We start from the raw sequence: 20,495 nt of genomic DNA, 5'->3' as shown, positions 1-20,495 counted from the left end.
TTGCGCCCGGCTCTATTCCACCGGAATGGCCGGCAGCGGAAATACGAACTCGCCTTCCACAGGGAAGTGATCCGATAGATCCCAAGTCGTCCAGTGCTCCCAGTCGATGAAGCGGGGAATACGCACCCGATTGTGGGAATACACCGGCGCGACGTGCGCGTTCGAGGTCAACACGTAGTCCAGGTATTCCGTAAGCTGGGAATCCGCAAACGTATTCACGCCGCCATCGTAGGAATGCGGATACTGGCTCTGAGACGGCGGCTCGGAGGCGTCAAGAATCGCCAGCATATCCTGATGCTCCGCAGGAAAGTTGAGCTTATCCACATTGAGATCGCCCGCAATGATGACCGGCTCATCCGCTGCGCCCCCTTTGCTGTCGATAAAGGCTTTGTACTGCTGCAAATGCCTGCGCCGCAGAGCGACATCCTCTGCCCCGGTATAGGCGTGGGTGTGCGTGCCGAACAAATGGTAAATCTGTCCGCCCTTATCGATTTTCGCGTAATTGGCCCCTTTCGAGGCAAAGCATCCGTCATTGCGGCAGCCTTCGTAGACCATGGCGTCCTGCTCCAGGATCGGCCAGCGGCTGGCGATAAAACTGCCTCCTGTAAGAATGCGTCCCAGCTTGAAAGGAATCTCCGTCAGATACGGGTACTCCGCTTGCAGATCACTGCGAAAGCGCGCGGTAAGAATAGGGTCGAACACTTCCTGAAACACCACGGCGTCGTAGCCTTTCACAGCTTCCGCCATGGTGGCGAGTCGATTGGAGGTATTCTTTGACATCAAGCCCGGCAACAACGCCCAGGCATTATAGGTGAGCACTTTGAGGTGATTGCTTTGCGGAACGCGTTCGCTGAGGGTCCAGTCATTGTTGATGACGTAGTACACATCGTCTCCGCCGGGTCTGGCGTATTGCGAGCGATACGCCAAGTGGCTGTCCACCCCGTCAAACTCTCTGGGGATGGCGTGAATGTCGCGGTCATAACGCCAGGGGTCGTCGTCCGCCGCAATCCACATTTTGCTGAAATTCCAGGCGCCTTCGAGTTTCTGCCGCAGCAACGCCGTACTGTTGCGCCCCATTACGGTGGTGTCGAAGAAGTAGGTTTTACCCCACTTGATGCCCTGGTCACGGTTGAAGCGCAGAATTTTTACTGTGGCCAGGGGCGGAACCTCCGTCTCCAGCCGGTCCCATTCCACCCCCTCCCGGATGTTGTCGTAACCGCTTTGCGCGGTGCTCAGAGTGACTGTTTCCATGGTGCTGTTGGTCAGGTAGATATATGTCTCCGCCCAGGACCATCGCGTCAGCAGTAAAAACATCGCCGCTCCCGCCAGCCATTTAAATAATCGCCGCATCTCCGTCCTCCCAAGATTTTTATTTTTATCGTCTCTAAGAAGTCAGTGAGCGGAATGTAACAGAACGTCATCAACATAATCGGACCTGAATCACAGATTTAACCCCGTTAAATTAACATTAAAATGAAAACGGAATAGCCTCTGTCCTGGCGTACAACACCTGAAAACATAAAAAAAAGCATGTGAGACAATATGACCAGCTTCCACACCCCCATTCTTATTGGCGAGGACGGCCAACCTGCATGGGGCCGTTTTTCCCAGCCAGTCGGGCAGATTAACTATTGGGATTATGATCTGCGCACCCCCATGGACCAAGCCGTTGGCCCCTTCTTCAAGGAAAAGAAGTTCAACCAGTTCCAATTTTTCGGCCTGCTCAGTCAGGATTTGATTATCGGCGTCGCCATCGTCGACCTGAAATGGGTTTCCAACGCCTTTCTCTATTGCTTTAACGGCGCCACCGGCGAGTATGAGGAATTCAGTTTCCTGCAACCCCTCTCCCGTAAAACCCACGTCAGCGTCACCCCGGACAATGGCGACGTGAGTTTCGGCAACGGTAAAAGCGAATTCTATTTCAATAACTTCCCCTCCGGGCATAAGCTCGACGTCGTTCTGCAGAGTGGGCTGCAACTCTCCGCCTATCTGGACTTCGGCGTGCGCCAGGACCCTCTGCGCCTGTGCTGTCCCGCCGGATACAACGGCTGGGTCTACACCCAGAAAAGCGCCGGTCTGCCGGTAAGCGGCCATCTGATCTGGAAAGGCCACAAGTACCTGTTGGAGCATATGGGCATGATGGGTTCTTCTGACTGGTCCTGCGGCTTCATGCGCAGGGAAACCGTATGGAAGTGGGCCTGCGTCAGCGGGGTGGATTCTACCGGCCGTCGTCTGGGGCTGAACCTGGCCAACGGCGTCAACGAAACCGGCATGACGGAGAACGCCATGTGGCTGAACGGCATGATGCACCCATTGGAGCCAGTACGTTTCCGCTTCAACCGCCGAGAGCCTTTCCAACCCTGGCGGGTTTATTCGGAGAGTAAGAAGATAGACCTCACTTTCACGCCACGAGGATGCCGCCGTGACAAAATCAATCTGTGGCTGCTGGCTTCCAACTTCCGGCAGATGTTCGGCAGCTACAACGGCCGCATCGTCACCGCCCAGGGCGAAGCCATCGATATTATCGATCAGCCCGGATTCGCTGAAGATCACTACGCGAAGTGGTGAGAACAAGCCGGATCGGAAAGAGGTAGACTGAAAACGCGACGCCGACTCCCAGCCGGCTGCGTTTTCTCAAAGATCAGCGGGAGCCGAAACGCTCCCGATTATTCTGCTTTTCACGGTCGCTTTTGCGCAGCAGAACATAAACCGCGCCAGAACCGCCATGCTGTTTTTGCGCGCTGTGAAACGCCAGCACTTCGTCGAATTCCCGCAACCAGCGATTGACGTAACTCTTGATGATCGCTTCCTGGTTTTGATTACGATCGCCCTTGCCGTGCAGGATAATCACCGTGCGTAAATCATAGCGCAGGCAGTCGCGCACAAACTGGAACACCTCTACCCGCGCCTCCTCCACCGTCTTGCGATGGAGGTCCAGACGCGCTTCGATCTGGTATTGGCCGAGCCTGAGCTTTTTATACACCCCATGCTGCACGCCATCTTTTTTGTATTCCAGCAGATCGTTACTTTTCAGTATCTCGACATGATCGTCGCCGCTGAGAAAGTTGAGATCTAATAACTTATGCCTGACGGCGGCTTTGCGGCGAATCTCCTGTCCGGGCGTATCTTCCTTGGTTTTCTTGACGTCCGCCTTATTATGGCGGGGCAAAGGCTTGACCCCTGACATCTCTTCGGCAAAAAGATCATCTTTATCTTCTTGCATGGTACTACCCTCTTCTACTGTTAAGCCTGCGCCCGCATCCCTTCAGCGCCATCTTGTTTCGTTCTAACATCTTCGCGCGCGCCAGCGCAAGCCGTCCACAATACGTAGCCCTCAGCAGGGCGACTCCTGGCCGCCCACGGACAAAGAAACGGCGATGCGTTAGCGGTTCAGGAACCGTTTACTTCAGAAATCTGGTCATTCAGGGTCCAGAAATCATAAAGGATGCCCAAACCGAGCAAACCGCCGGTCAGCAGATACAGCAGACCAGTCAACCATTTGCCCATGTAAAAGCGGTGTACGCCGAAAAAGCCCAAAAAGGTCAAAAGTATCCAGCTCGCTGTATAGCTGGTGGCGCCGTCTTTAAAGCGGCGATCCGCTGCGCGGTCCATAGAGGGGATCAGGAAAAGGTCAATTATCCAGCCAATGCCTAACAGACCGAGAGTGAAAAACCAGATCGTACCGGTCACGGGCTTGCCGTAATAAAAACGATGGGAGCCAGTAAACCCGAAAATCCACAGGATATATCCCATGGCTTTGGAATGCGTGTCATTTTGCATATGCGTCATAGTTCCGCTGTAAAATGGATTTCCATGTTAATGAGACTGGTTAATGGGGTCAGAAGCCCATATATCAACCGGTCCACTGTATTTTTACATACCTGGCGGGGATGCCGCCAAGCGCATTGTAATCCCGTCAGGCGCCGTTAGCGGTTACAATGCCAGCAGCCGATTTGAGAGACCCCCTTCCCGATGACAGACAACGCCTCCGCCATGAACCTGCGCACACATCCGGCGCTGGACCTGCAGTATCACCTGTTGCGCTCCTCCCGCCGCAAATCCGTGGTGATTGAAGTGCACCGGGACCAGAGCGTCAAAGTCCGCGCGCCATTGCGCGTCAGTCAACGGGACATTCATCGTCTGCTCGGCGAGAAGATTCACTGGATTCGTATGCAGCAGCACAAACAGGCGCTGTTGCCGCAACCTCAGCAGGCGCCCGGTTACACGGAAGACAGCTGTCACTATTTCATGGGCGCGGAATTCAGGCTGGCGTATCACCCGGACTTGCGCGCCCTGGCGCTGACGGAAGACGGGCGCATTTGTCTACCCGACCGTTACAGAGACAATCCGGCGCAGGCGGAAAAATACCTTAGCGCCTGGTATCGCAAGCAGGCCCAGGAGTTGTTGCAAGAACGCCTGACTTTGTGGAATGAGCGCATCGCCACCTGGAATGTAGTTCAGCCGACCCTGCGACTGCGCTTCATGCGGCGTTACTGGGGAAGCTGCAACCGTAAAGGCATGATCACGCTGAATGTGAATCTGGTGAAAATTCCCCTGTCGCTGATGGACTATGTGGTGACCCATGAGCTGTGCCATCTGCGGGAAATGAACCACAGCCCTCGTTTCTACGCGCTCCAGGAACAATTGCTGCCGGAATGGCGCAGTCTGCGCAAGGAGATTCGACTTTGGGAGCAGCGCGTACTGCCCTGAACGGAAACGGAGAATCGCGTTTCCGCCGCAACTAGAACTTGTTCAGCTCTATTTGACCTTCATCGCCTTCACCAGGCGCTCCAGCGTGGTGGCCTGAGTATGGATGGATTTGCTGCTGGTCGCGACCTCCCCGGCGATCTGTGAAGTATCCCGGGTGAGGTTGCGCATTTCCTGCAGGTTGTCATTCATGGCGCCGACAGTCGCGCCCTGCTGTTCAACCGCGGTGGCGATCAAGGTGTTCTTTTCCAGAATATCCCGCACCAGCTCTTTCACCCCGGTCAGTAACCCAACGGTATTTTGTGCGCCGGCGAGGCAGCGTTCCGCGTCTTCCCGCCCTTCCAGAATGCCCTTCTCTACTTTCTTCTCCAGATCCTGAATGGCGTTGACGATAGAGTCGATGCCCTCGCTGGCGGTGTAAGCGCGGGTGGCGAGGGTTCTTACCTCGTCCGCCACCACGGCGAAGCCTCTTCCCTGTTCGCCTGCCCTGGCCGCTTCAATAGCGGCGTTCAGCGCCAGCAGATTGGTTTGTTCGGAAATACTGGTGATCTCCCCGGTGGAAGACTGGATTTTCTGCGTATCCTCATTGAGCTGATTGGTCAGATCGACCAGCGAGTCCACTGATTTAGCCAGTTTAGCGATGGCGACCTTGGAGTCCTGCGCCTCTTTCAGACCAGATTCGGTTTTCGCATCAGCGTTGCCCGACATTTCCCGCGTCTCATCCGCGTACTGCGCCACCTGTTGCGCCGCGTCCAGCATCTGCTGCATGGAATCCGCCACGCTCTCGGTCTGACTGGCCTGACGAGACATCTGATCACGGGTCTTTGTGGAATACTGCGCCAGCAATCCCACTTCCTGCTGCAACGTAGCAACAGCGTTATGAATCTGCAGCACCGCTTCCTGATAGGTTTGCTGCATCTGATTAAAGGCGGACGCCATTTGCCCCACTTCATCCTCGCATTCGATAGGCACCCGCAGCGTCAGGTCGCTCTGGCTCTGCGCCTGCAACATGATGGACTTGAGCCGGTTGACGTGACGCTCCACGAAGGCGATCAGTAATTGCGACGCCACCAGCAGCAGACACATCAATACAAAAACAATCCCTGCGAACGCAGGCGCCTGATCCTTGAAAACTTTCCACAAACTGGGCGCAACGCCCAGCGCCACTTTTATCTTACCGCCGTCGCGCAAATAGACTACGACCATGTCAGGTTCGTCTGACAGCAAGGACTCAGCAGACTGAGTCAGCGTTCGTGGCTGCGCCGCAGCGTCGCTGGAAATCGTGCGCAAGACGTCCCGCCGTAGCGTATTGGGCGGCGCTTTATCCAATTCATACACACGCAACGGACCGGTTACCTGTCCTGCCGGAGCCCGCACCGCCACCTTCAACTCGGACGCAAGCAGTTCAATACCACTATTATGAGACAAGCGCATGGAGGCCAACACCAACGCCAGCATGATGCCGAACGAAACTGCATTGACCAGCCAAAATTTATATCTAAGACCAACATTTGTGAGCCAGGACATTCGTACCACACTTGGTTATTGGTTTTACAATCGGCCGCCCACGCCTCCGCCTGAGGCAAAAACAACGACCTCGTAGCAAGTGTAGTACAAAGGTAAAAAATTTTTTTGATTCAAGCCGTTAATCAGATTCTCTGGAGTAAACCCATAGATAGAGAGCAGTGCCGTGGTCGCTACGTCTTAATGATCGTCCAGCGCCGGATTCACCCCGCCGCCCTTACAAATAAGTTTTCTTGCATTTATAAATTCAATTATCAGCCCTTGGATATAACCTTATTTAAATTTCATTTATTTATACTTTTTCTTCAATTAATTCTGAACTTTTCCCAACAACAAAAGTCGTAACCAAAGTATTAATTCCCTATTTTGACGGGAACTAATCTCAAAGATAAAAGTTAAACAAAAAGTTAAATATATAAAGAATCGGAGAGTACTCGCCGCTTCACCTAATCCATTTGTTTTACAACGATCATAGTCCATTGACATCAGGCGAACCAAGGCTTGAAGGGTTGATTTCGCCTTGTCAAAAGATAAATAGAAGGAGAGACTTATGAACTTCACCGCTTCCGTCATTCAAAAATCAGAACTTTCCCAATCTATACAGAAATTTCGTTTAGAACCTCTGCAAGGTTTATCTCCCAAAGATCAAATCAAATTTATCCAATATGGCCAGGGTGAATATAAGGCGCCGCCCTTTAGTAATATATATTTAGCGATAGAACAAAGTATGAAAGCCTATGCAGATCTAACCGCCGTCGAACATCTGGGCGAAAAGATCAGTTACGGCGAGCTGCAAAAGCAAGTGGATTTTCTCGCAGGCGTTTTGATTGCGGCGGGCGTAAAGAAAGGGGACCATGTCGCGCTGTTTGTGCGTCGCTCCATCCCCATGGTGGTAGGCGTCCTGGCGACGCTCAAGGTTGGGGCGGCGTATGTGCCGCAGGACGTGAAAATCTGCCCGCAAGAGCAGTTAAAGCTGGTCGCGCAATCCTCCGCCGCCCGAGTGATGCTCACCCTTTCTGAATACTATGACAGCGTGCCGGTTCCTCCAGACTGCGAGCGCTTGTGTATTGATGAAATACTCAGCCGTCGGCATGACGCCGAAAGCAGCCCTATTCCGCCGTCGTTTCCTGTCATCGATAAAGACGACGCCTGCTTCGTGCTGTTCACCTCCGGCACGACCGGAGCGCCCAACGGCGTCAAAGTCACCCATGGCAATGTCTGCAACCTGCTGCTGACTGCGCCGGGCAACCTTGGGGTTCAACCCGGGGAAAAAGTCGCGCAGATTCTGAATATCGCCTTCGACATGGCCGCCTGGGAGATCCTGACCACCCTCGCTCACGGCGGAGAATTAATTATCCGCGGCTGCGATTTTCAGCAGACTGTCAGCCGCGCCAATGTGGTGATCGCAACCCCCAGTATTTTGAGCAAACTCGACCCGGCCGCCTGTCCCCATCTACGCGCCGTCGCCGTCGCCGGGGAAGCCTGCCCGGAGCCGCTGGCGCGAAAATGGGCCGCCTATTGTGAGTTCTATAACTGCTGCGGCCCCACTGAAGTGACCATTGTGAACACCATGGGACGCTACGTGCCGGATCAAGGTCCGTTGAGCATTGGAGCGCCGACGCCCAACAATATGGTCTACATCTTAAACGATTTACTAAAACCCTGCGCCATCGGAGAAGTGGGGGAAATGTGGGCCGGCGGCGCCTGCGTCACCGCCGGCTATATCAACAATGACGTGCTCAATGAAGACCGCTATCGCCACGATCCTTTTCTGGATAACGGCGGCAAAATGTTCCGCACCCGCGACCTGGGGCGCTGGCTGGAAAATGGCGAACTGGAACATTTGGGGCGCACCGACGATCAGGTCAAAGTACGGGGTTTCCGGGTCGAGCTGAACTCGGTTTCCTGCGCCATTGAGGCTTTGCCAGGATGTCAGCAGGCGGTGGTGATCAAGCATACCAGCCGCGATCTCGCTGCGTTCGTCAAACCCGCCAACGTCAATCCGGCCCTGGTAAAAAAGGCCGTCGCAGCAAAGCTCCCTTACTATTGCATCCCTGATAAAGTACTTGCGCTGGACGAGTTTCCCATGACCCCGAGAGGCAAGGTCGATAAGAAGCGCCTGGAAGAGATGCTGGCGAATATCCCCGCCTCGCAGGAGGTTCCGGCATGACGGCTTCTTTATCCAAAACAGCGTTGCAATATGCGCCCAAGGCGCCGCCGCAGAAAAAGCACATTGACCTGTCCCGCATCAAGATGCCGCAGCAACACCCTTGGCATAAGTGGGCCCGTCATCCGAAGGTGATGCCTTATAACCGTCTCGCGGTACTGATGACCGCCTTGAACATCGGCGTATTGTATTGGCTGACCAATGGCGGCTGGCGCATAGACCAACTACCGATGGAAACCGTGTTGAACGGCGCGCTTGTCAATTTCACCCTCGCCATCCTGATTCGACAGCAGTATGTCATTAACGCGCTGTTCGCCATCGCCACCAGCATGCCTACCCATTGGCCGCTGAAATGGCGTTGGGCCATGGGCAAGGTGTATCACTTTGGCGGAATCCATGTCGGAGGGTTCTTTTGCGGTACGCTGTGGTACGCCGCATTCACGGTTTTCAGCCTGCTCGGAAGCTATGCCGCCCTGCCCTCGTCGATACCGATATTGGCGTCTGTTCATCTGAGCATACTGACATTAATGATTGTCCTGGCGCTGCCCGACCTACGCGCCAAGTACCACGATCAATTTGAATTCGCCGCCCGCTTCGGCAGTTGGGCGTCCGTCCTCCTGTTTTGGGCGCAGACGCTTATCCTGATCTCGGCTGCGCATCCTGCCGGCGAACTGCCGTCGGCGCTGGCGGTCTCTCCTCAGGTGTGGGCGCTGACGGCGGTAACCATCAGCATCCTGGCGCCCTGGCTGCGCCTGCGTAAAGTCGAGGTGACGATCCGCAAGCCCTCAAACCATGCTGTCATCGCCGACTTCAATTATGGCGTGACGCCTTTTGCTGGTTCATCGACGGACCTCAGTTTGAACCCGCTGTTTGAGTGGCATGCGTTCGCCAATATTCCGTTGCCGGGTCGGGAAGGTTTTCAGTTGGCCATATCCCGGGCTGGCGACTGGACGGGGGCGTTTATCGATGACCAGCCCCGAAAAGTGTGGGTCAAGGGCATCCCTACCGCGGGAGTGGGCAATATCGAAACCCTGTTCAAAAAAGTAGTGTGGATCGCAACGGGCAGCGGGATCGGTCCCTGTCTGCCGCATCTGGTTGCGCAAGGCGTGCCGGCGAAGCTGGTGTGGGCGACGCGCAATCCACGCAAAACCTACGGCGATGAGTTGGTTAACGACATCAAGGCGGCCCACCCTGACGCCTTGATCTGGGATACCGACACCCATGGCAAACCCGACCTCGCCAGACTGGCCTATCTGGCTTACCGCGATACCGGCGCTGAAGCGGTTATCTGCATCTCGAACAAAAAGGTCACCTGGAACGTTGTTTATGAACTGGAAAGCCGCGGCATTCCCGCCTTTGGCGCCATTTGGGATTCTTGAGGAGATTGATCATGACTACACTGATACAACAAACCAGCGTTAACGGCGTCACAACCTTGACCATTAACCGCCCGGATAAACTGAACGCCTTATCGCCGGAGCTTTTTGTCGAGCTGAAAACCATTCTGCTGCGCCTGCAGGAGCCGGGTTTTCCCGTTCGCGGCGTGATTCTGACCGGCGCTGGCGAAAAGGCTTTCGTCGCCGGCGCAGATATCGCCGCCATGCAGCAAATGTCTCCTGAAGAAGGCGAACGATTCGCCGCCCAAGGACAGGAGATCACCGCGCTGTTGGAGGCGCTGCCCATTCCGGTCATCGCGTGCGTGAATGGCTACGCCCTTGGCGGAGGCTGTGAGCTGGCCATGGCCTGCGACTTCATCTACTGCACCGAGCGCGCCCAGTTTGGCCAGCCGGAAGTCTCACTGGGACTGACGCCCTGCTTTGGCGGCTGCGTGCGCCTAAGCCGTTTCGTCGGCGCCGGACGCGCCCGCGAACTGATCTATACCGGCCGCCGCATCGACGCTGGCGAAGCGCTGAGAATCGGGCTGGTCAACCGCGTGTTCTCCAGCATCGACGCCATGCTGGCCGCCGCCCGGGATATCCTGCTGGAATGCAAAAGTCAGTCTCCCGTGGCCATCTCTCTGTGCAAACACGCCATCAACGCCAGCTATGGGCGCACCACTGCAGAGGCCCTGGAAGTGGAGAAAATCGCTTTTCGGCGCACTTTCGAAAGCGCGGATAAGCAGGAGGGCGTGAAGGCGTTTGTTGAAAAGCGTCCTGCCGTTTTTCCTGGCGAATGACGGGCTAGGACCGCGGTTGTAGCAGGCGACAAAAAGCCCCCCATCTAACGAGGCGTGCGCAGTCCCGGCGCGCCTCTTCTCCCTCCCTCTCGCTCGTTTTGTGGTCTACACTGATAAGAAGTCCGCCTACGTCCGACAATAATTCGCAGCGAGCCCAATGTTGTTATGAGTAGAGAAAAGCGTTCCTCCCCCCGCATCAAAGCTAATTTCCGGGTTGAGTTATCCAGCCCGCAACTTGGCATCATTGAAACCCGGACCCGGGATGTTTCCGAGGGCGGAGCCTTTGTCATCATCGCCGAAGAAACCACGCCAGAACTGCACATGAAAGTGCAGATTCGCGTGTTGGACCTGCCTGGCGAACCCGGTCAGTCAGTGGAAAGTGAAGTGGTGAGAATTGAAAACGAAGGGGTGGGACTGCGTTTTATTCCGAAAGACTGACTGTTCAGTCTATCGGTTACGAAGCGGGTTCTTGCGGCGGTTCGTCCTGCTTATTTTTTTTGCTCTTCTTGTCTTTGTTCTTGCCCGGCTTGTAATCCGTTCCCGGCCACGCGGACTTTATTTCCGCCGCTTGCTGCGAGGCGGAGAACTCTTCCCACAAAATGCCATTACAGTCTTTATCGCAGGTGAAAAACTTGGCTTCGGAATCTTCCCAGCCCAGATGACGTAAACGCCCACCCTCGCCCGGCGCCGTCTTACGAATAGAGAAGTTCAGTTCCTTGGTGCGCCACAGCGCATATTCACCCGGCACCACAACATCAGCGGGACGCCCCAGCCGTTCGTTGTACTCCTCCACCGACTGCTCGATATCGATGACGGCAATGGCCAGATGAAATTTTTTGCTCATACAATGAGACTCCTTCACTTACAAAAATTCGAGACGTCGAGTGTGATAATACAACACCGACGCACGCCTGGGGTTGAACCCGTGCTGATTCCAGAATGACAGGGGATGATAGAACAACGGAAGGGAAGCGTACCGAAAAAAAATACCGGGCGGCCAGCGGAGACTCCACCTGCCTATCCCGGTTTAACATGGACAATAACGTCCATCACTCAGCGTTCACACACCATTGAAGGTCGTTCCCGGTAGTGTCTATACGACCGGGGCACAAAAAGAACCTCCGAAAACTCAGGGGTCCTCCCTATGCTCGCGGGAATAGCCCAGCTAGTCCCGTCGTTATAGTAGCAAAGGCCCCCTACCGTAAAACCCCGACCTTAGTCTAAACCTTGGTCGGTCCAGTATTTCGATCCAATGGCGATGCGCCGTCGCCGTTTTTCTAATGTAAATTGATCTGCGCCAAGCCTGACAGCAGGACTCAGTACAACTAAAGACGTATAGTTTAGGGACACGCGCCTATTTATAAATAAGTTTAAAAAAAGGTCGCCCTATGTCCGATTCATCCCCTGACAACACGCCAAACGGACTTTCCCGGACGTCGCTGGCGGAAGCCCCCGGCGCAGACAACGCCATCCCTCAGAACATCCGTTCCCTGATGAATTTTCTGCGCGCTTTCGTTCCTTTCAAACTAATGGACGACGGCCCACTGGCGACGCTGCTGGAAAAATCCAGTATCGAGTTTTTCCCCGCCGACGCGCCTATCATCGGACCGGAAGATGGCGCACCGGAGAAGTTCTATATCGTAAAGCAGGGATATATCGTCGGAGAACGCGACAGCTACCGCGACGCCAACGAACACCCTACGTTCGACATCGGCCCCGGCTCCTGTTTCCCGGTAGCGGCGCTACTTGGCGAACGCCCTACCCGCACGTTACACAAAGCTCTGGAAGACACTTTCTGCATTACCTGCAGCAAAGAGCATTTTTCCCGCATGCTGGCGATCTGCCCGGTATTCCGCGACTTCTGTCTGCGCGGCGTCAGTAGCTTGCTGGACCAGGTGAACCGGCAGATACAGGCGCAGGCGCAGTCAACCCTGGGCGAAGACTATTCCCTCAATACGCCGCTGAGTCAGTTTATCGAGCGCCAAGCCGTCCACTGCGAACCGACGCTGAGTATTCGCAAGGCGGTCAGAATTATGGATGAGCGGGGGGTCGGCTCCATGGTGGTGACAGACGCCGACCGCAAACCCATCGGCATATTTACGTTAAGAGATCTGCGTCGCTTCGTCGCCGACCCCAGCGCTGATTTGGACGCCCCCATTTCCAGCCGCATGAACGCGGACCCGATTTCCTTGCCGCCGGATGCGACAGCTTTTGAAGCGGCGTTGATCATGGCCAAACACCACTTCGCCCATGTCCTGATAGCGGAGAATGGCAAACTATTGGGCGTCGTTTCCGAGCGCGATCTGTTTTCCCTGCAACGGGTCAATCTGGTGCATATCGCCCGCACCCTGGCCAACGCGCCCTCCATAGACGTATTGGCGGCATTGCAGAGCGACGTCGCGCGCTTGGCGGAAACCATGATCGCCCACGGCGCCAGCGCCGAGCAGCTCAACCATATCGTGACCCTGTTGAACGATTACAGTACCCGTCAGGTCATCCGTCTGATTATCAAAGAACAAGGCGATCCCGGTGTGGCGTTCAGCTGGATCACCTTCGGCAGCGCCGGCAGACGCGAGCAAACCCTGCTGACGGATCAGGATAACGGCATCATCTTCGAGCTGGATGATTCACGCCTGTGGGAGTCCGCTCGTCAGCGCTTGCTGCCCTTGGCCTCCCGCATCAACGCAGCACTGGACCAGTGCGGTTTTACGCTCTGCAAGGGCAATATCATGGCTGGCAATCCCAAGCTCTGTCTGAGCGCGCAGGAGTGGGAGCAGCGCTTCAATGGCTTTATTGACGCAGCAACGCCGCAGAACGTACTCAATTCCTGCATTTTCTTCGACCTGAGAACACAATGGGGCGACGCCACGCTGGCTTCCCGCATGTTCGCGCCCATCCGCCGCCGCATCCAGCAACACACGCTGTTTCAACGCATGCTGGCGACGGCGGCGCTGGAGCACAGGCCTCCACTGGGGTTATTCAAAGGTTTCGTCACCCGCAAGGAGCACGGCCAGGAAGGCGTGGACCTGAAAAAGCAGGGGCTGACGCCCTTTGTCGACGCCGCCCGAGTCCTGTCCCTCGCACACGGAATAGAGGCCTCCAACACGATTTATCGGCTGCGCCAACTCAGCGAAGCCAATGTTCTGGAAACCCGGGATGCGCGCGCCTGGGAAGAAGCGTTCGACTTCATTCAACTGTTGCGCCTGCGTCATCACCTGCACTGCAAGCGGGAAGGCAAGGAACTGACCAATCTGGTGGACCCCGATGCGCTCAATGATCTCGACCAGCGCATTCTGAAGGAAGCGTGCCGCCAGGCCCAACGACTACAAAGGAAGCTCGCCTGGAGTTATCAATTATGACCCTGGATCAATTAACGGACTTTTTTTCCATGGACGCCGATGTCAAAGCCCTTGCCCGCTGGTCGCCGCCTCCGCCGGGACAGGCGCTCGAAAACATACGCTGGGTGGCGGCGGATGTGGAGACAACCGGTCTTAACACCAAAAAAGATGTGGTTATCGCGATCGGCGCAGTGGAAATCGACGGCCTGAGCATTTGCCTGGAACAGACATTCGAACTGGTGATCGATGCTGGTGCGCGCCTGCACAACGACAACATTCTAATTCACGGCCTGTCTCAACAAACCCTCAGCCAGGGCGTGCAACCCAAGGAAGCGATTCATTCTTTTCTAAGCTATGCGCACGGCGCCGCCCTGCTCGCTTTCCATGCACCGTTCGATAAGGCCATGCTGGAAAAAGAAGCCCGCACGCACCTGGGCGTCAGCTGCCGATTGCCTTTTTATGATCTGGCGGAATGGTTGCAAGCGCTCTGTCCGGAAGCGCCATCCCATCTGCGCAGCCTGGATGACTGGTCTCACTATTTTGGCCTCTATAACGATCAACGTCATCATGCCGCCTGTGACGCCATGGCCGCCGCTGAATTGGCGTTAATCTGCCTGCAAAAAGCCCGCAGTCAGGGTGTCACGACCTGGAAAGGACTGCAGGATAAAGTCGCCGCGCGGATCAAACTGGAAAAAATGCGCGCTCATTGACAAAAAGCGAACAGGAAACAGAACCCCAGCAGTGATACCATAACGCCCTTGCGCCGGACTGCGCCTGTTCGTCACCGCGCGCCGCCCGCAATCAGTGTCCGTTGCGTCATGGGAGAGCCTACGCGCCCTCTCCCGCCACAGCGGAAGCACACCGTTAAATACAGCGAGAATGAGTAAATTGAGTACCCCGAATTTTGTGATCGGCCAGCGCTGGATCAGTAACACTGAGCCCGAGCTAGGCCTCGGCATCATCACCGAAAACGATAATCGCAGAATCACCATCAGCTTTCCCGCCGCTACCGAGCAGCGCACCTATTCCGCCGCCAACGCGCCCTTGAGCCGCGTGCAGTATCAGGTAGGCGACAACGTCAGCGATAACGACGAATTAAAATACACCGTAGCCGGGGTGATCGAACAACAAGGCTATCTGATCTACGAGGCGCTTGACGAAAAAGGCCGCAAAGTAGAATTGCCGGAGCTGGAGTTAAGCAGCTTCGTTCACTTCGTCAGCCCGAAAGATCGTCTGTTCTCCGGCCAGGTCGATAAACTCAGCAGTTATCTTCTGCGCCAGGAAACCCTCGGCTATCAAACCCGCCAGCAGGCGACCCAGGGCTATGGCCTGATGGGCGCGCGGGTGCAACTTCTGCCCCACCAGATGTACATCGCCAACGAAGTAGCGCACCGCCACGCCCCCAGAGTATTGCTGGCGGATGAAGTCGGCCTGGGTAAAACCATTGAAGCGGGCCTGATCCTGCATCACCAGTTATTGAGCGGTCGCGCCCAGCGCGTGCTGATCGTGGTGCCGGAGAGTTTGCTGCATCAATGGCTGGTGGAAATGCTGCGCCGCTTCAATCTGCAATTCACCATCCTCGACAATGAGCGCTGCGAAGCGCTAACCGAATCCGGCGAGGATAATCCGTTTGAGTGCTCTCAGTTGGTGCTCTGCAGCCTGAACTTTATCACTGACAACGAGCAGTGGCGCGAACACGCCCTGAACGCCCAGTGGGATATGCTGGTCGTGGATGAGGCGCATCATCTGAAGTGGTCGCCTGAACAGCAGAGTCCCGCCTACAGCCACATCGAAGCATTGGCTCAGAAAGCGCCCGGCCTGTTGCTACTGACCGCGACGCCGGAGCAGTTGGGTCTGGAAAGCCACTTCGCACGCCTGCGCTTGCTGGATCCCGCCCGCTATCATGATCTTGAGCGATTCCGGGAAGAGGAAAGCCAGTATCAGCCAGTCAATGATCTCGTCAAAGAGTTGCTGGGCGAAAGTGGTCCGAAGCGTCTGTTGGACTCCAAGGACCTGCAGGCGAAGCTGGCCGACTACCTGGGACAGGATGCCGTGGACACGCTGCTGACGGAACTACAGCAATTCGAGGTCGACGCCGATGAAGACAGCCGGGAAGAAGCCCTGCACCGGGTAGAGCGCGCCGTGCGCAAGCTGTTGGATCAACACGGCGTAGGCCGAGTGCTGTTCCGCAACACCCGCTCCGCAATCAAGGGATTCCCGCAGCGCGTACTGCATTTACACCCTTTACCCCAACCGGAAGAACTCGCCACCCTGACCGCCTCCGCAAACCTGGAGCAACGGCTGCACCCAGAGCGTCTGCTGGGCGCTGAATGGGTTAAAAGCGACTCCCGCGTGGAGTGGCTGGCGCAGTGGCTGAAACAAAATCGCCTGGAAAAAGTATTGGTGATCTGCGCTCACGCGGAAACCGCCCTGGACCTGGAAGACTTCCTGCGTTTACGCGGCGGCTACCGCACGGCGGTATTCCATGAAGGTTTGTCTTTGCTGGAGCGCGATCGCGCCGGCGCTTATTTCGCGGACGATGAATACGGCGCTCAGGCGCTGATCTGTTCAGAAATTGGCAGCGAAGGGCGCAACTTCCAGTTCGCCAGACACCTGGTGTTGTTCGACTTGCCGCAAAACCCGGACTTGTTGGAACAGCGCATTGGCCGACTGGACCGTATCGGACAACGCCACGATGTGAATATCCATGTTCCGTTCTTCGAGAATTCCGCCCAAGAACGCCTGCTACGCTGGCATAACGAAGGCATCAACGCTTTCAGTCGCCCCTGCCCCGCCGGTGCGGCGATTTACCAGCGCTTTGCCGAGCGCCTGGAAAGCGAGCTGGAGCAAACGGATGATCGGGATGAATTCAATCAATTGATCGCGGACACCCATCAGTTCACGGAAGAAACGCTGCAGGCGCTGCAGCAAGGCCGCGACCCACTGCTGGAACTCAACTCCTGTGACCCGCTGAAAGCGAACGACTTGGTTGAGCAGATCGCAGAAGACGAGCGCCGCAAAGAGCTGGAAGACTACATCGAACGTATATTCAGCCAATATGGCGTGGACCAGGAGCAGCACAGCGAACGTGCGTATATCTTCCGTCCCGGAGATCATATGCAGTGCAGCCACTTCCCCGGATTGCCGGAGGATGGCGTCACGGCTACGTTCCATCGCGATCTGGCGTTAAGCCGCGACGACATGCAGTTCCTCACTTGGGAGCACCCCATTGTGACCGGCGCCATGGATATGATTCTGTGCGGCGAGTTCGGCAACACCGGGCTATGCACCATCAAGCTGCCGCCGTTGCAACCAGGCGCGCTGATGGTGGAGACCATTTTCCGCCTCAACTGCCCGGCCCCCAAGGCATTGCAGCTTTACCGCTTCCTGCCGAAAGAACCGGTGCGCTTGCTGATCGACAGCAGCGGCAAAGAGCTGGGTAAAATCCTGACCGCCGCTCACTTGCAGCAGCTGGGGGAAAATGTGCCTAAACGCACCGCTCAGGACTTGGTTCGTCATGCGCGCCCACAAATTGAGCCGCTGATCACCAAAGCGGAAAAAACCGCGGCGGAGCAGAAAAGCGAGCTAGTGGAGCGCTCTATCGCCGCGATGCAGCAATCCCAGCAAACGGAAATTGAGCGTTTGAAAGCGCTGGCGGAAGTGAATCCGAATATCCGTCAGGATGAGATTGATTTCCTCATCCAACAAACGGAAAACCTGGAGAAATACCTGAAAGGAGCGCAGCTAACGCTGGACGCCGTACGTGTGGTAATCGCCACCTAAGGCGACAATCGCAGAAATGTACACCCGGCTGTCGGAGCGCTCCGCAGCCGGGCTCTTGCTGTTTACATATCGTCCCAAGCGCTCTTCAGCACTTCCAGCACTTCCTCAAAGTCCGCTTCCGCCGGATTGAAGATAATAGACCCATCGTCCATCGCGACATCTGCGATTTTCGGCAGCAGATCCAGACTCACTTTGCCCGTTTCCTTCAACGTTCGCGGCAACTTACAGCGCTCGAACAACTCGTCGCGCAGTTCTCTGATCGCAGCGACCGCCCGTCTCGCACGCTGTTCCGGCGGCGTATTCGCGTATACCCGCGCGCCCGCCAATGGCAGCAACAACTCCGCCAGCGGCTCGCGAATTTTGCCTTTACGCAGGTTGTATTCCAGTACATAAGGCAGGAACAAACTCATGCACATTCCATGAGGCAGATGACAAATAACCCCCAGCGCATGTCCCAGCGCATGCACCAAGCCGACCATAGAATTTGAGAAGGCGATCCCAGCCATGGTTGAAGCTTGCGCCAGCTCCAAACGACCCTGTGGGTCTTTCGGGTTATCCATCACTTCCAGCAAGTGCTCGCTGATTTTCTTAATGGCGGAAAAGGCATAGGCGTCGCTAAGCGGATTCTTGGCCATGCAGGTGTACGCCTCGACGGCATGGGTAAGAGCGTCCATCGCCGTGGCGGCAGTAATGTGCGCAGGCAATGTCAGCGTCATGCGCGGATCGATAATCGCCGCGTTGGGCAACAGGAAAGGAGAGCCAAAAGGCAGCTTAACGCCTTTTTTCCGGTCGGCGATCACCGCGACAGAGGTGACTTCCGACCCGGTGCCCGCCGTTGTAGGTATGACGAAAAAGGGCTTGAGCGGACGTTTCAGCACGCCGGCGCCGGAGTACTTGGCAAGATTGTCGCCCCCTTCGGAAACCAGAATGTTAACGGCTTTTGCGGTATCGATGACCGATCCACCGCCCACGGCGATAATCGAATCCGCCCCCTGCTCGCGATATACCGCAGCGATATTGCGCACCACCTCAGTCGATGAGTCTGGCGGCACATCGTCAAAAATGGACGCCATCTCTACACCGCCCTCGCTGCAGGCAGTAATCACATAATCCGACAGTCCCGCGCCACGCACGCCTTTGTCAGTAATCATTAAAGGATTCGATACGCCCAATGCACTGAGTTCAAAAGGAATATGCTCCAGCGCAGCCTCGCCCGCGATCACTTTAACCGGGCAAAAAAACTCGTAATACCCTTTGCTCATGCTGCTTTCCTCTGCTCAGACAAAAAGTTGGTCGCCACGCGCAGATATATCCGCGCGCCCTGAATGAGTTTTTCCGGTAGTGTAATAGAGGGATATTCTTTGATCGCCATCTCCGCCACCAGCTTCGGCAGGATAAAGGCCTCCAGGCGGTTTAAGGCTCGCACCATACGCACCGCGCTGGAAATATCGCCATCCACCACCATACGGTCATTGGCGAACGCAGTCGCCGTACTTTCCTGAAATGACAGCATGCGAAAAGCGTGCTCTATATGCTTGATATAGATGGTTAAATCCGCCTCACCTTCGGAGTCGGACAAGAAAGTGAACGAGCCGTCCGCCGCTTTGCGCAACATCAGCCCCGGCCCTGTGGGCAACACCTTCATGGCGAAAGTGAAGTTTTCCGGAAAAGCCGACAACTCCCGCTGAATTTCGTTATCTTCCTGGGAAATCGCCTGCAACGCACGGCCAACCACCTGCATCATGGTCGCCACATACAGCCGTTTGGCGCGGCTGATCGCCTGACTCTTGAGTTGCTGAATTCTCACGCTCCACCCACCCTGAGTTGTTGTTATACCGCTGCTTGACTACGCGTATCGCTATAACCGGATAAACTGCTATTTCCTGATAAGCCATAACGTAACAAACGAGTTAGAGCTTTTACTCTAGACAGAAAGCCCGTTTCCGTCAATAGAAGGCTGTGAAGCATAGCGGAGCCGACTTAAAGCCCTCCGCAATGGGTGCGCCAATAGGCATCCGTAGCGTCATCCAGCGGAAAGAAATGTTCGATGCGAATGTCCCTGACCGTAATATCCAAGGGTGCGCCGAAGCTGGATATCGAGCTGAACATTCTCAGCTTCACGCCATCCAGGTTGATATTAAAGTTAATGACAGGGCTATCCAGACTCTCAAGATTGCGCTTTTTCCAGTCAGAAGGAATGCCTTCGATGCTCAACAATTCCTCAATAAACGCTTCATCCTCAGCAGCCCCCGCCTCCAACGTATGCTCTCGCCAAATTCGTTGCAGCATATGACAGGCCAGCAACTCCCAGTCATCAACAAAAGACCGCAGTCCATCCTGAGCCAGAAAGACCTTCATAAAATTCGGCGTCTCACTGATCGTCATACCAGCGACCATTAGTCGTTGCATCATAAATTGCTGGGCGGCGTTCGCCTGAATCAAATTGTAATGTCGATCCAGCACCACGGCGGGATAAGGCATGTGCGACTGCATCAGTTGCGCCAGCGCCTTGCGCACCGGCGCCATGGAACTCGCATCCAGACGACGCTCGCCAAAAACCTGACTGTATCCCGCCAGAGTCAAAAGACGGTTGGTGGTCGCCATGTCCGCTCCCAATATCCGCGCCATATGCAGCACCATCTCTCGACTGGGCTTGGACCGTCCCGTCTCCATAAAGCTGATATGTCGCGAAGACACCTCCGCCTCCAAAGAAAGCTCAAGCTGACTGAGCCGTCGCGCTTCTCTCAGCTCCCGTAACTTAATGCCAAATGCGCTCATAACTATTACTCCCGACACTGAT

17 protein-coding genes are annotated in these 20,495 nt (G+C 55.6%); 9 read left to right on the top strand and 8 right to left on the bottom strand.

Annotated elements, in window-relative coordinates; all coding sequences use genetic code 11:
* Positions 1–12 precede the first annotated feature (12 nt).
* Positions 13–1,350, bottom strand: coding sequence for a sphingomyelin phosphodiesterase (locus tag O5O45_RS02645; protein WP_305903747.1), 1,338 nt, complete (start codon positions 1,348–1,350; stop codon positions 13–15).
* A gap of 192 nt (positions 1,351–1,542) precedes the next feature.
* Between O5O45_RS02645 and O5O45_RS02640 the strand changes: the two genes are divergently transcribed.
* Complete coding sequence (locus tag O5O45_RS02640) at positions 1,543–2,568, top strand: DUF2804 domain-containing protein (protein ID WP_305903746.1); 1,026 nt, start codon at positions 1,543–1,545, stop codon at positions 2,566–2,568.
* Positions 2,569–2,641: 73 nt separating this feature from the next.
* Here O5O45_RS02640 and smrA read toward each other — a convergent pair whose 3' ends face one another.
* Positions 2,642–3,223 (bottom strand): DNA endonuclease SmrA, encoded by a 582-nt coding sequence (gene smrA / locus O5O45_RS02635; RefSeq protein WP_305903745.1) that lies wholly within the window; start codon positions 3,221–3,223, stop codon positions 2,642–2,644.
* A gap of 167 nt (positions 3,224–3,390) precedes the next feature.
* Entirely contained in the window at positions 3,391–3,780 is a 390-nt protein-coding gene (locus O5O45_RS02630; protein WP_305903744.1) for a TM2 domain-containing protein, read from the bottom strand.
* Positions 3,781–3,972: 192 nt separating this feature from the next.
* Here O5O45_RS02630 and O5O45_RS02625 point away from each other — a divergent pair, with 192 nt between their 5' ends.
* Entirely contained in the window at positions 3,973–4,710 is a 738-nt protein-coding gene (locus O5O45_RS02625) for a M48 family metallopeptidase (RefSeq protein ID WP_305903743.1), read from the top strand.
* A 48-nt stretch (positions 4,711–4,758) separates the two neighbouring features.
* On the opposite strand, the gene O5O45_RS02620 is transcribed toward O5O45_RS02625, so the two are convergent.
* The gene (locus O5O45_RS02620) at positions 4,759–6,234 is read right to left on the bottom strand and encodes a methyl-accepting chemotaxis protein (RefSeq protein WP_305903742.1); all 1,476 of its coding nucleotides are present in this window, start codon (positions 6,232–6,234) and stop codon (positions 4,759–4,761) included.
* A 724-nt stretch (positions 6,235–6,958) separates the two neighbouring features.
* Here O5O45_RS02620 and O5O45_RS02615 point away from each other — a divergent pair.
* The 4 genes from O5O45_RS02615 to O5O45_RS02600 all read left to right on the top strand — a co-directional run bounded on the left by O5O45_RS02615 (position 6,959) and on the right by O5O45_RS02600 (position 11,012).
* Positions 6,959–8,401 carry an AMP-binding protein gene (locus O5O45_RS02615; protein ID WP_305903741.1) on the top strand — a complete coding sequence of 481 codons (1,443 nt, stop codon included), beginning with the start codon at positions 6,959–6,961 and terminating at the stop codon, positions 8,399–8,401.
* Entirely contained in the window at positions 8,398–9,777 is a 1,380-nt protein-coding gene (locus O5O45_RS02610) for a hypothetical protein (RefSeq protein ID WP_305903740.1), read from the top strand. Before O5O45_RS02615 ends, O5O45_RS02610 begins: the two co-directional genes overlap by 4 nt.
* 11 nt (positions 9,778–9,788) lie before the next feature.
* The gene (locus O5O45_RS02605; protein ID WP_305903739.1) at positions 9,789–10,574 is read left to right on the top strand and encodes an enoyl-CoA hydratase/isomerase family protein; all 786 of its coding nucleotides are present in this window, start codon (positions 9,789–9,791) and stop codon (positions 10,572–10,574) included.
* Positions 10,575–10,739: 165 nt separating this feature from the next.
* Entirely contained in the window at positions 10,740–11,012 is a 273-nt protein-coding gene (locus O5O45_RS02600; protein ID WP_305903738.1) for a PilZ domain-containing protein, read from the top strand.
* A gap of 16 nt (positions 11,013–11,028) precedes the next feature.
* On the opposite strand, the gene O5O45_RS02595 is transcribed toward O5O45_RS02600, so the two are convergent.
* Positions 11,029–11,418, bottom strand: coding sequence for a VOC family protein (locus O5O45_RS02595; protein WP_305903737.1), 390 nt, complete (start codon positions 11,416–11,418; stop codon positions 11,029–11,031).
* A 544-nt stretch (positions 11,419–11,962) separates the two neighbouring features.
* On the opposite strand from O5O45_RS02595, the gene O5O45_RS02590 reads away from it, so the two are divergent.
* The 3 genes from O5O45_RS02590 (at position 11,963) to rapA (ending at position 17,695) form a co-directional block, all read left to right on the top strand.
* Positions 11,963–13,933 (top strand): putative nucleotidyltransferase substrate binding domain-containing protein, encoded by a 1,971-nt coding sequence (locus O5O45_RS02590; protein ID WP_305903736.1) that lies wholly within the window; start codon positions 11,963–11,965, stop codon positions 13,931–13,933.
* Positions 13,930–14,622, top strand: coding sequence for an exonuclease domain-containing protein (locus O5O45_RS02585; RefSeq protein ID WP_305903735.1), 693 nt, complete (start codon positions 13,930–13,932; stop codon positions 14,620–14,622). Before O5O45_RS02590 ends, O5O45_RS02585 begins: the two co-directional genes overlap by 4 nt.
* Positions 14,623–14,791: 169 nt before the next feature.
* Positions 14,792–17,695, top strand: a complete 2,904-nt coding sequence (rapA, locus tag O5O45_RS02580) for an RNA polymerase-associated protein RapA (RefSeq protein WP_305903734.1) — start codon at positions 14,792–14,794, stop codon at positions 17,693–17,695.
* Positions 17,696–17,757: 62 nt separating this feature from the next.
* Here the strand turns inward: rapA and O5O45_RS02575 are convergent, their stop codons facing one another.
* The 3 genes from O5O45_RS02575 to O5O45_RS02565 all read right to left on the bottom strand — a co-directional run bounded on the left by O5O45_RS02575 (position 17,758) and on the right by O5O45_RS02565 (position 20,473).
* Positions 17,758–18,957, bottom strand: a complete 1,200-nt coding sequence (locus O5O45_RS02575; protein WP_305903733.1) for an iron-containing alcohol dehydrogenase — start codon at positions 18,955–18,957, stop codon at positions 17,758–17,760.
* Complete coding sequence (locus O5O45_RS02570; RefSeq protein WP_305903732.1) at positions 18,954–19,502, bottom strand: SCP2 sterol-binding domain-containing protein; 549 nt, start codon at positions 19,500–19,502, stop codon at positions 18,954–18,956. Before O5O45_RS02570 ends, O5O45_RS02575 begins: the two co-directional genes overlap by 4 nt.
* A gap of 173 nt (positions 19,503–19,675) precedes the next feature.
* Positions 19,676–20,473, bottom strand: coding sequence for a helix-turn-helix domain-containing protein (locus tag O5O45_RS02565; RefSeq protein ID WP_305903731.1), 798 nt, complete (start codon positions 20,471–20,473; stop codon positions 19,676–19,678).
* Between the last annotated feature and the right edge of the window lie 22 nt (positions 20,474–20,495).

This window comes from Hahella sp. HNIBRBA332 (assembly GCF_030719035.1).
GTDB lineage: Bacteria > Pseudomonadota > Gammaproteobacteria > Pseudomonadales > Oleiphilaceae > Hahella.
This window is presented reverse-complemented; position numbering and strand designations above follow the sequence as displayed.

Coding starts and splice junctions, on each gene's coding strand:
- O5O45_RS02565 (WP_305903731.1), bottom strand. CDS start 20,473: ATGAGCGCATTTGGCATTAAGTTACGGGAGCTGAGAGAAGCGCGACGG.
- O5O45_RS02615 (WP_305903741.1), top strand. CDS start 6,959: ATGAAAGCCTATGCAGATCTAACCGCCGTCGAACATCTGGGCGAAAAG.
- O5O45_RS02600 (WP_305903738.1), top strand. CDS start 10,740: ATGAGTAGAGAAAAGCGTTCCTCCCCCCGCATCAAAGCTAATTTCCGG.
- O5O45_RS02575 (WP_305903733.1), bottom strand. CDS start 18,957: ATGAGCAAAGGGTATTACGAGTTTTTTTGCCCGGTTAAAGTGATCGCG.
- O5O45_RS02610 (WP_305903740.1), top strand. CDS start 8,398: ATGACGGCTTCTTTATCCAAAACAGCGTTGCAATATGCGCCCAAGGCG.
- smrA (WP_305903745.1), bottom strand. CDS start 3,223: ATGCAAGAAGATAAAGATGATCTTTTTGCCGAAGAGATGTCAGGGGTC.
- O5O45_RS02595 (WP_305903737.1), bottom strand. CDS start 11,418: ATGAGCAAAAAATTTCATCTGGCCATTGCCGTCATCGATATCGAGCAG.
- O5O45_RS02620 (WP_305903742.1), bottom strand. CDS start 6,234: ATGTCCTGGCTCACAAATGTTGGTCTTAGATATAAATTTTGGCTGGTC.
- O5O45_RS02645 (WP_305903747.1), bottom strand. CDS start 1,350: ATGCGGCGATTATTTAAATGGCTGGCGGGAGCGGCGATGTTTTTACTG.
- O5O45_RS02590 (WP_305903736.1), top strand. CDS start 11,963: ATGTCCGATTCATCCCCTGACAACACGCCAAACGGACTTTCCCGGACG.
- O5O45_RS02640 (WP_305903746.1), top strand. CDS start 1,543: ATGACCAGCTTCCACACCCCCATTCTTATTGGCGAGGACGGCCAACCT.
- rapA (WP_305903734.1), top strand. CDS start 14,792: ATGAGTAAATTGAGTACCCCGAATTTTGTGATCGGCCAGCGCTGGATC.
- O5O45_RS02630 (WP_305903744.1), bottom strand. CDS start 3,780: ATGCAAAATGACACGCATTCCAAAGCCATGGGATATATCCTGTGGATT.
- O5O45_RS02585 (WP_305903735.1), top strand. CDS start 13,930: ATGACCCTGGATCAATTAACGGACTTTTTTTCCATGGACGCCGATGTC.
- O5O45_RS02605 (WP_305903739.1), top strand. CDS start 9,789: ATGACTACACTGATACAACAAACCAGCGTTAACGGCGTCACAACCTTG.
- O5O45_RS02625 (WP_305903743.1), top strand. CDS start 3,973: ATGACAGACAACGCCTCCGCCATGAACCTGCGCACACATCCGGCGCTG.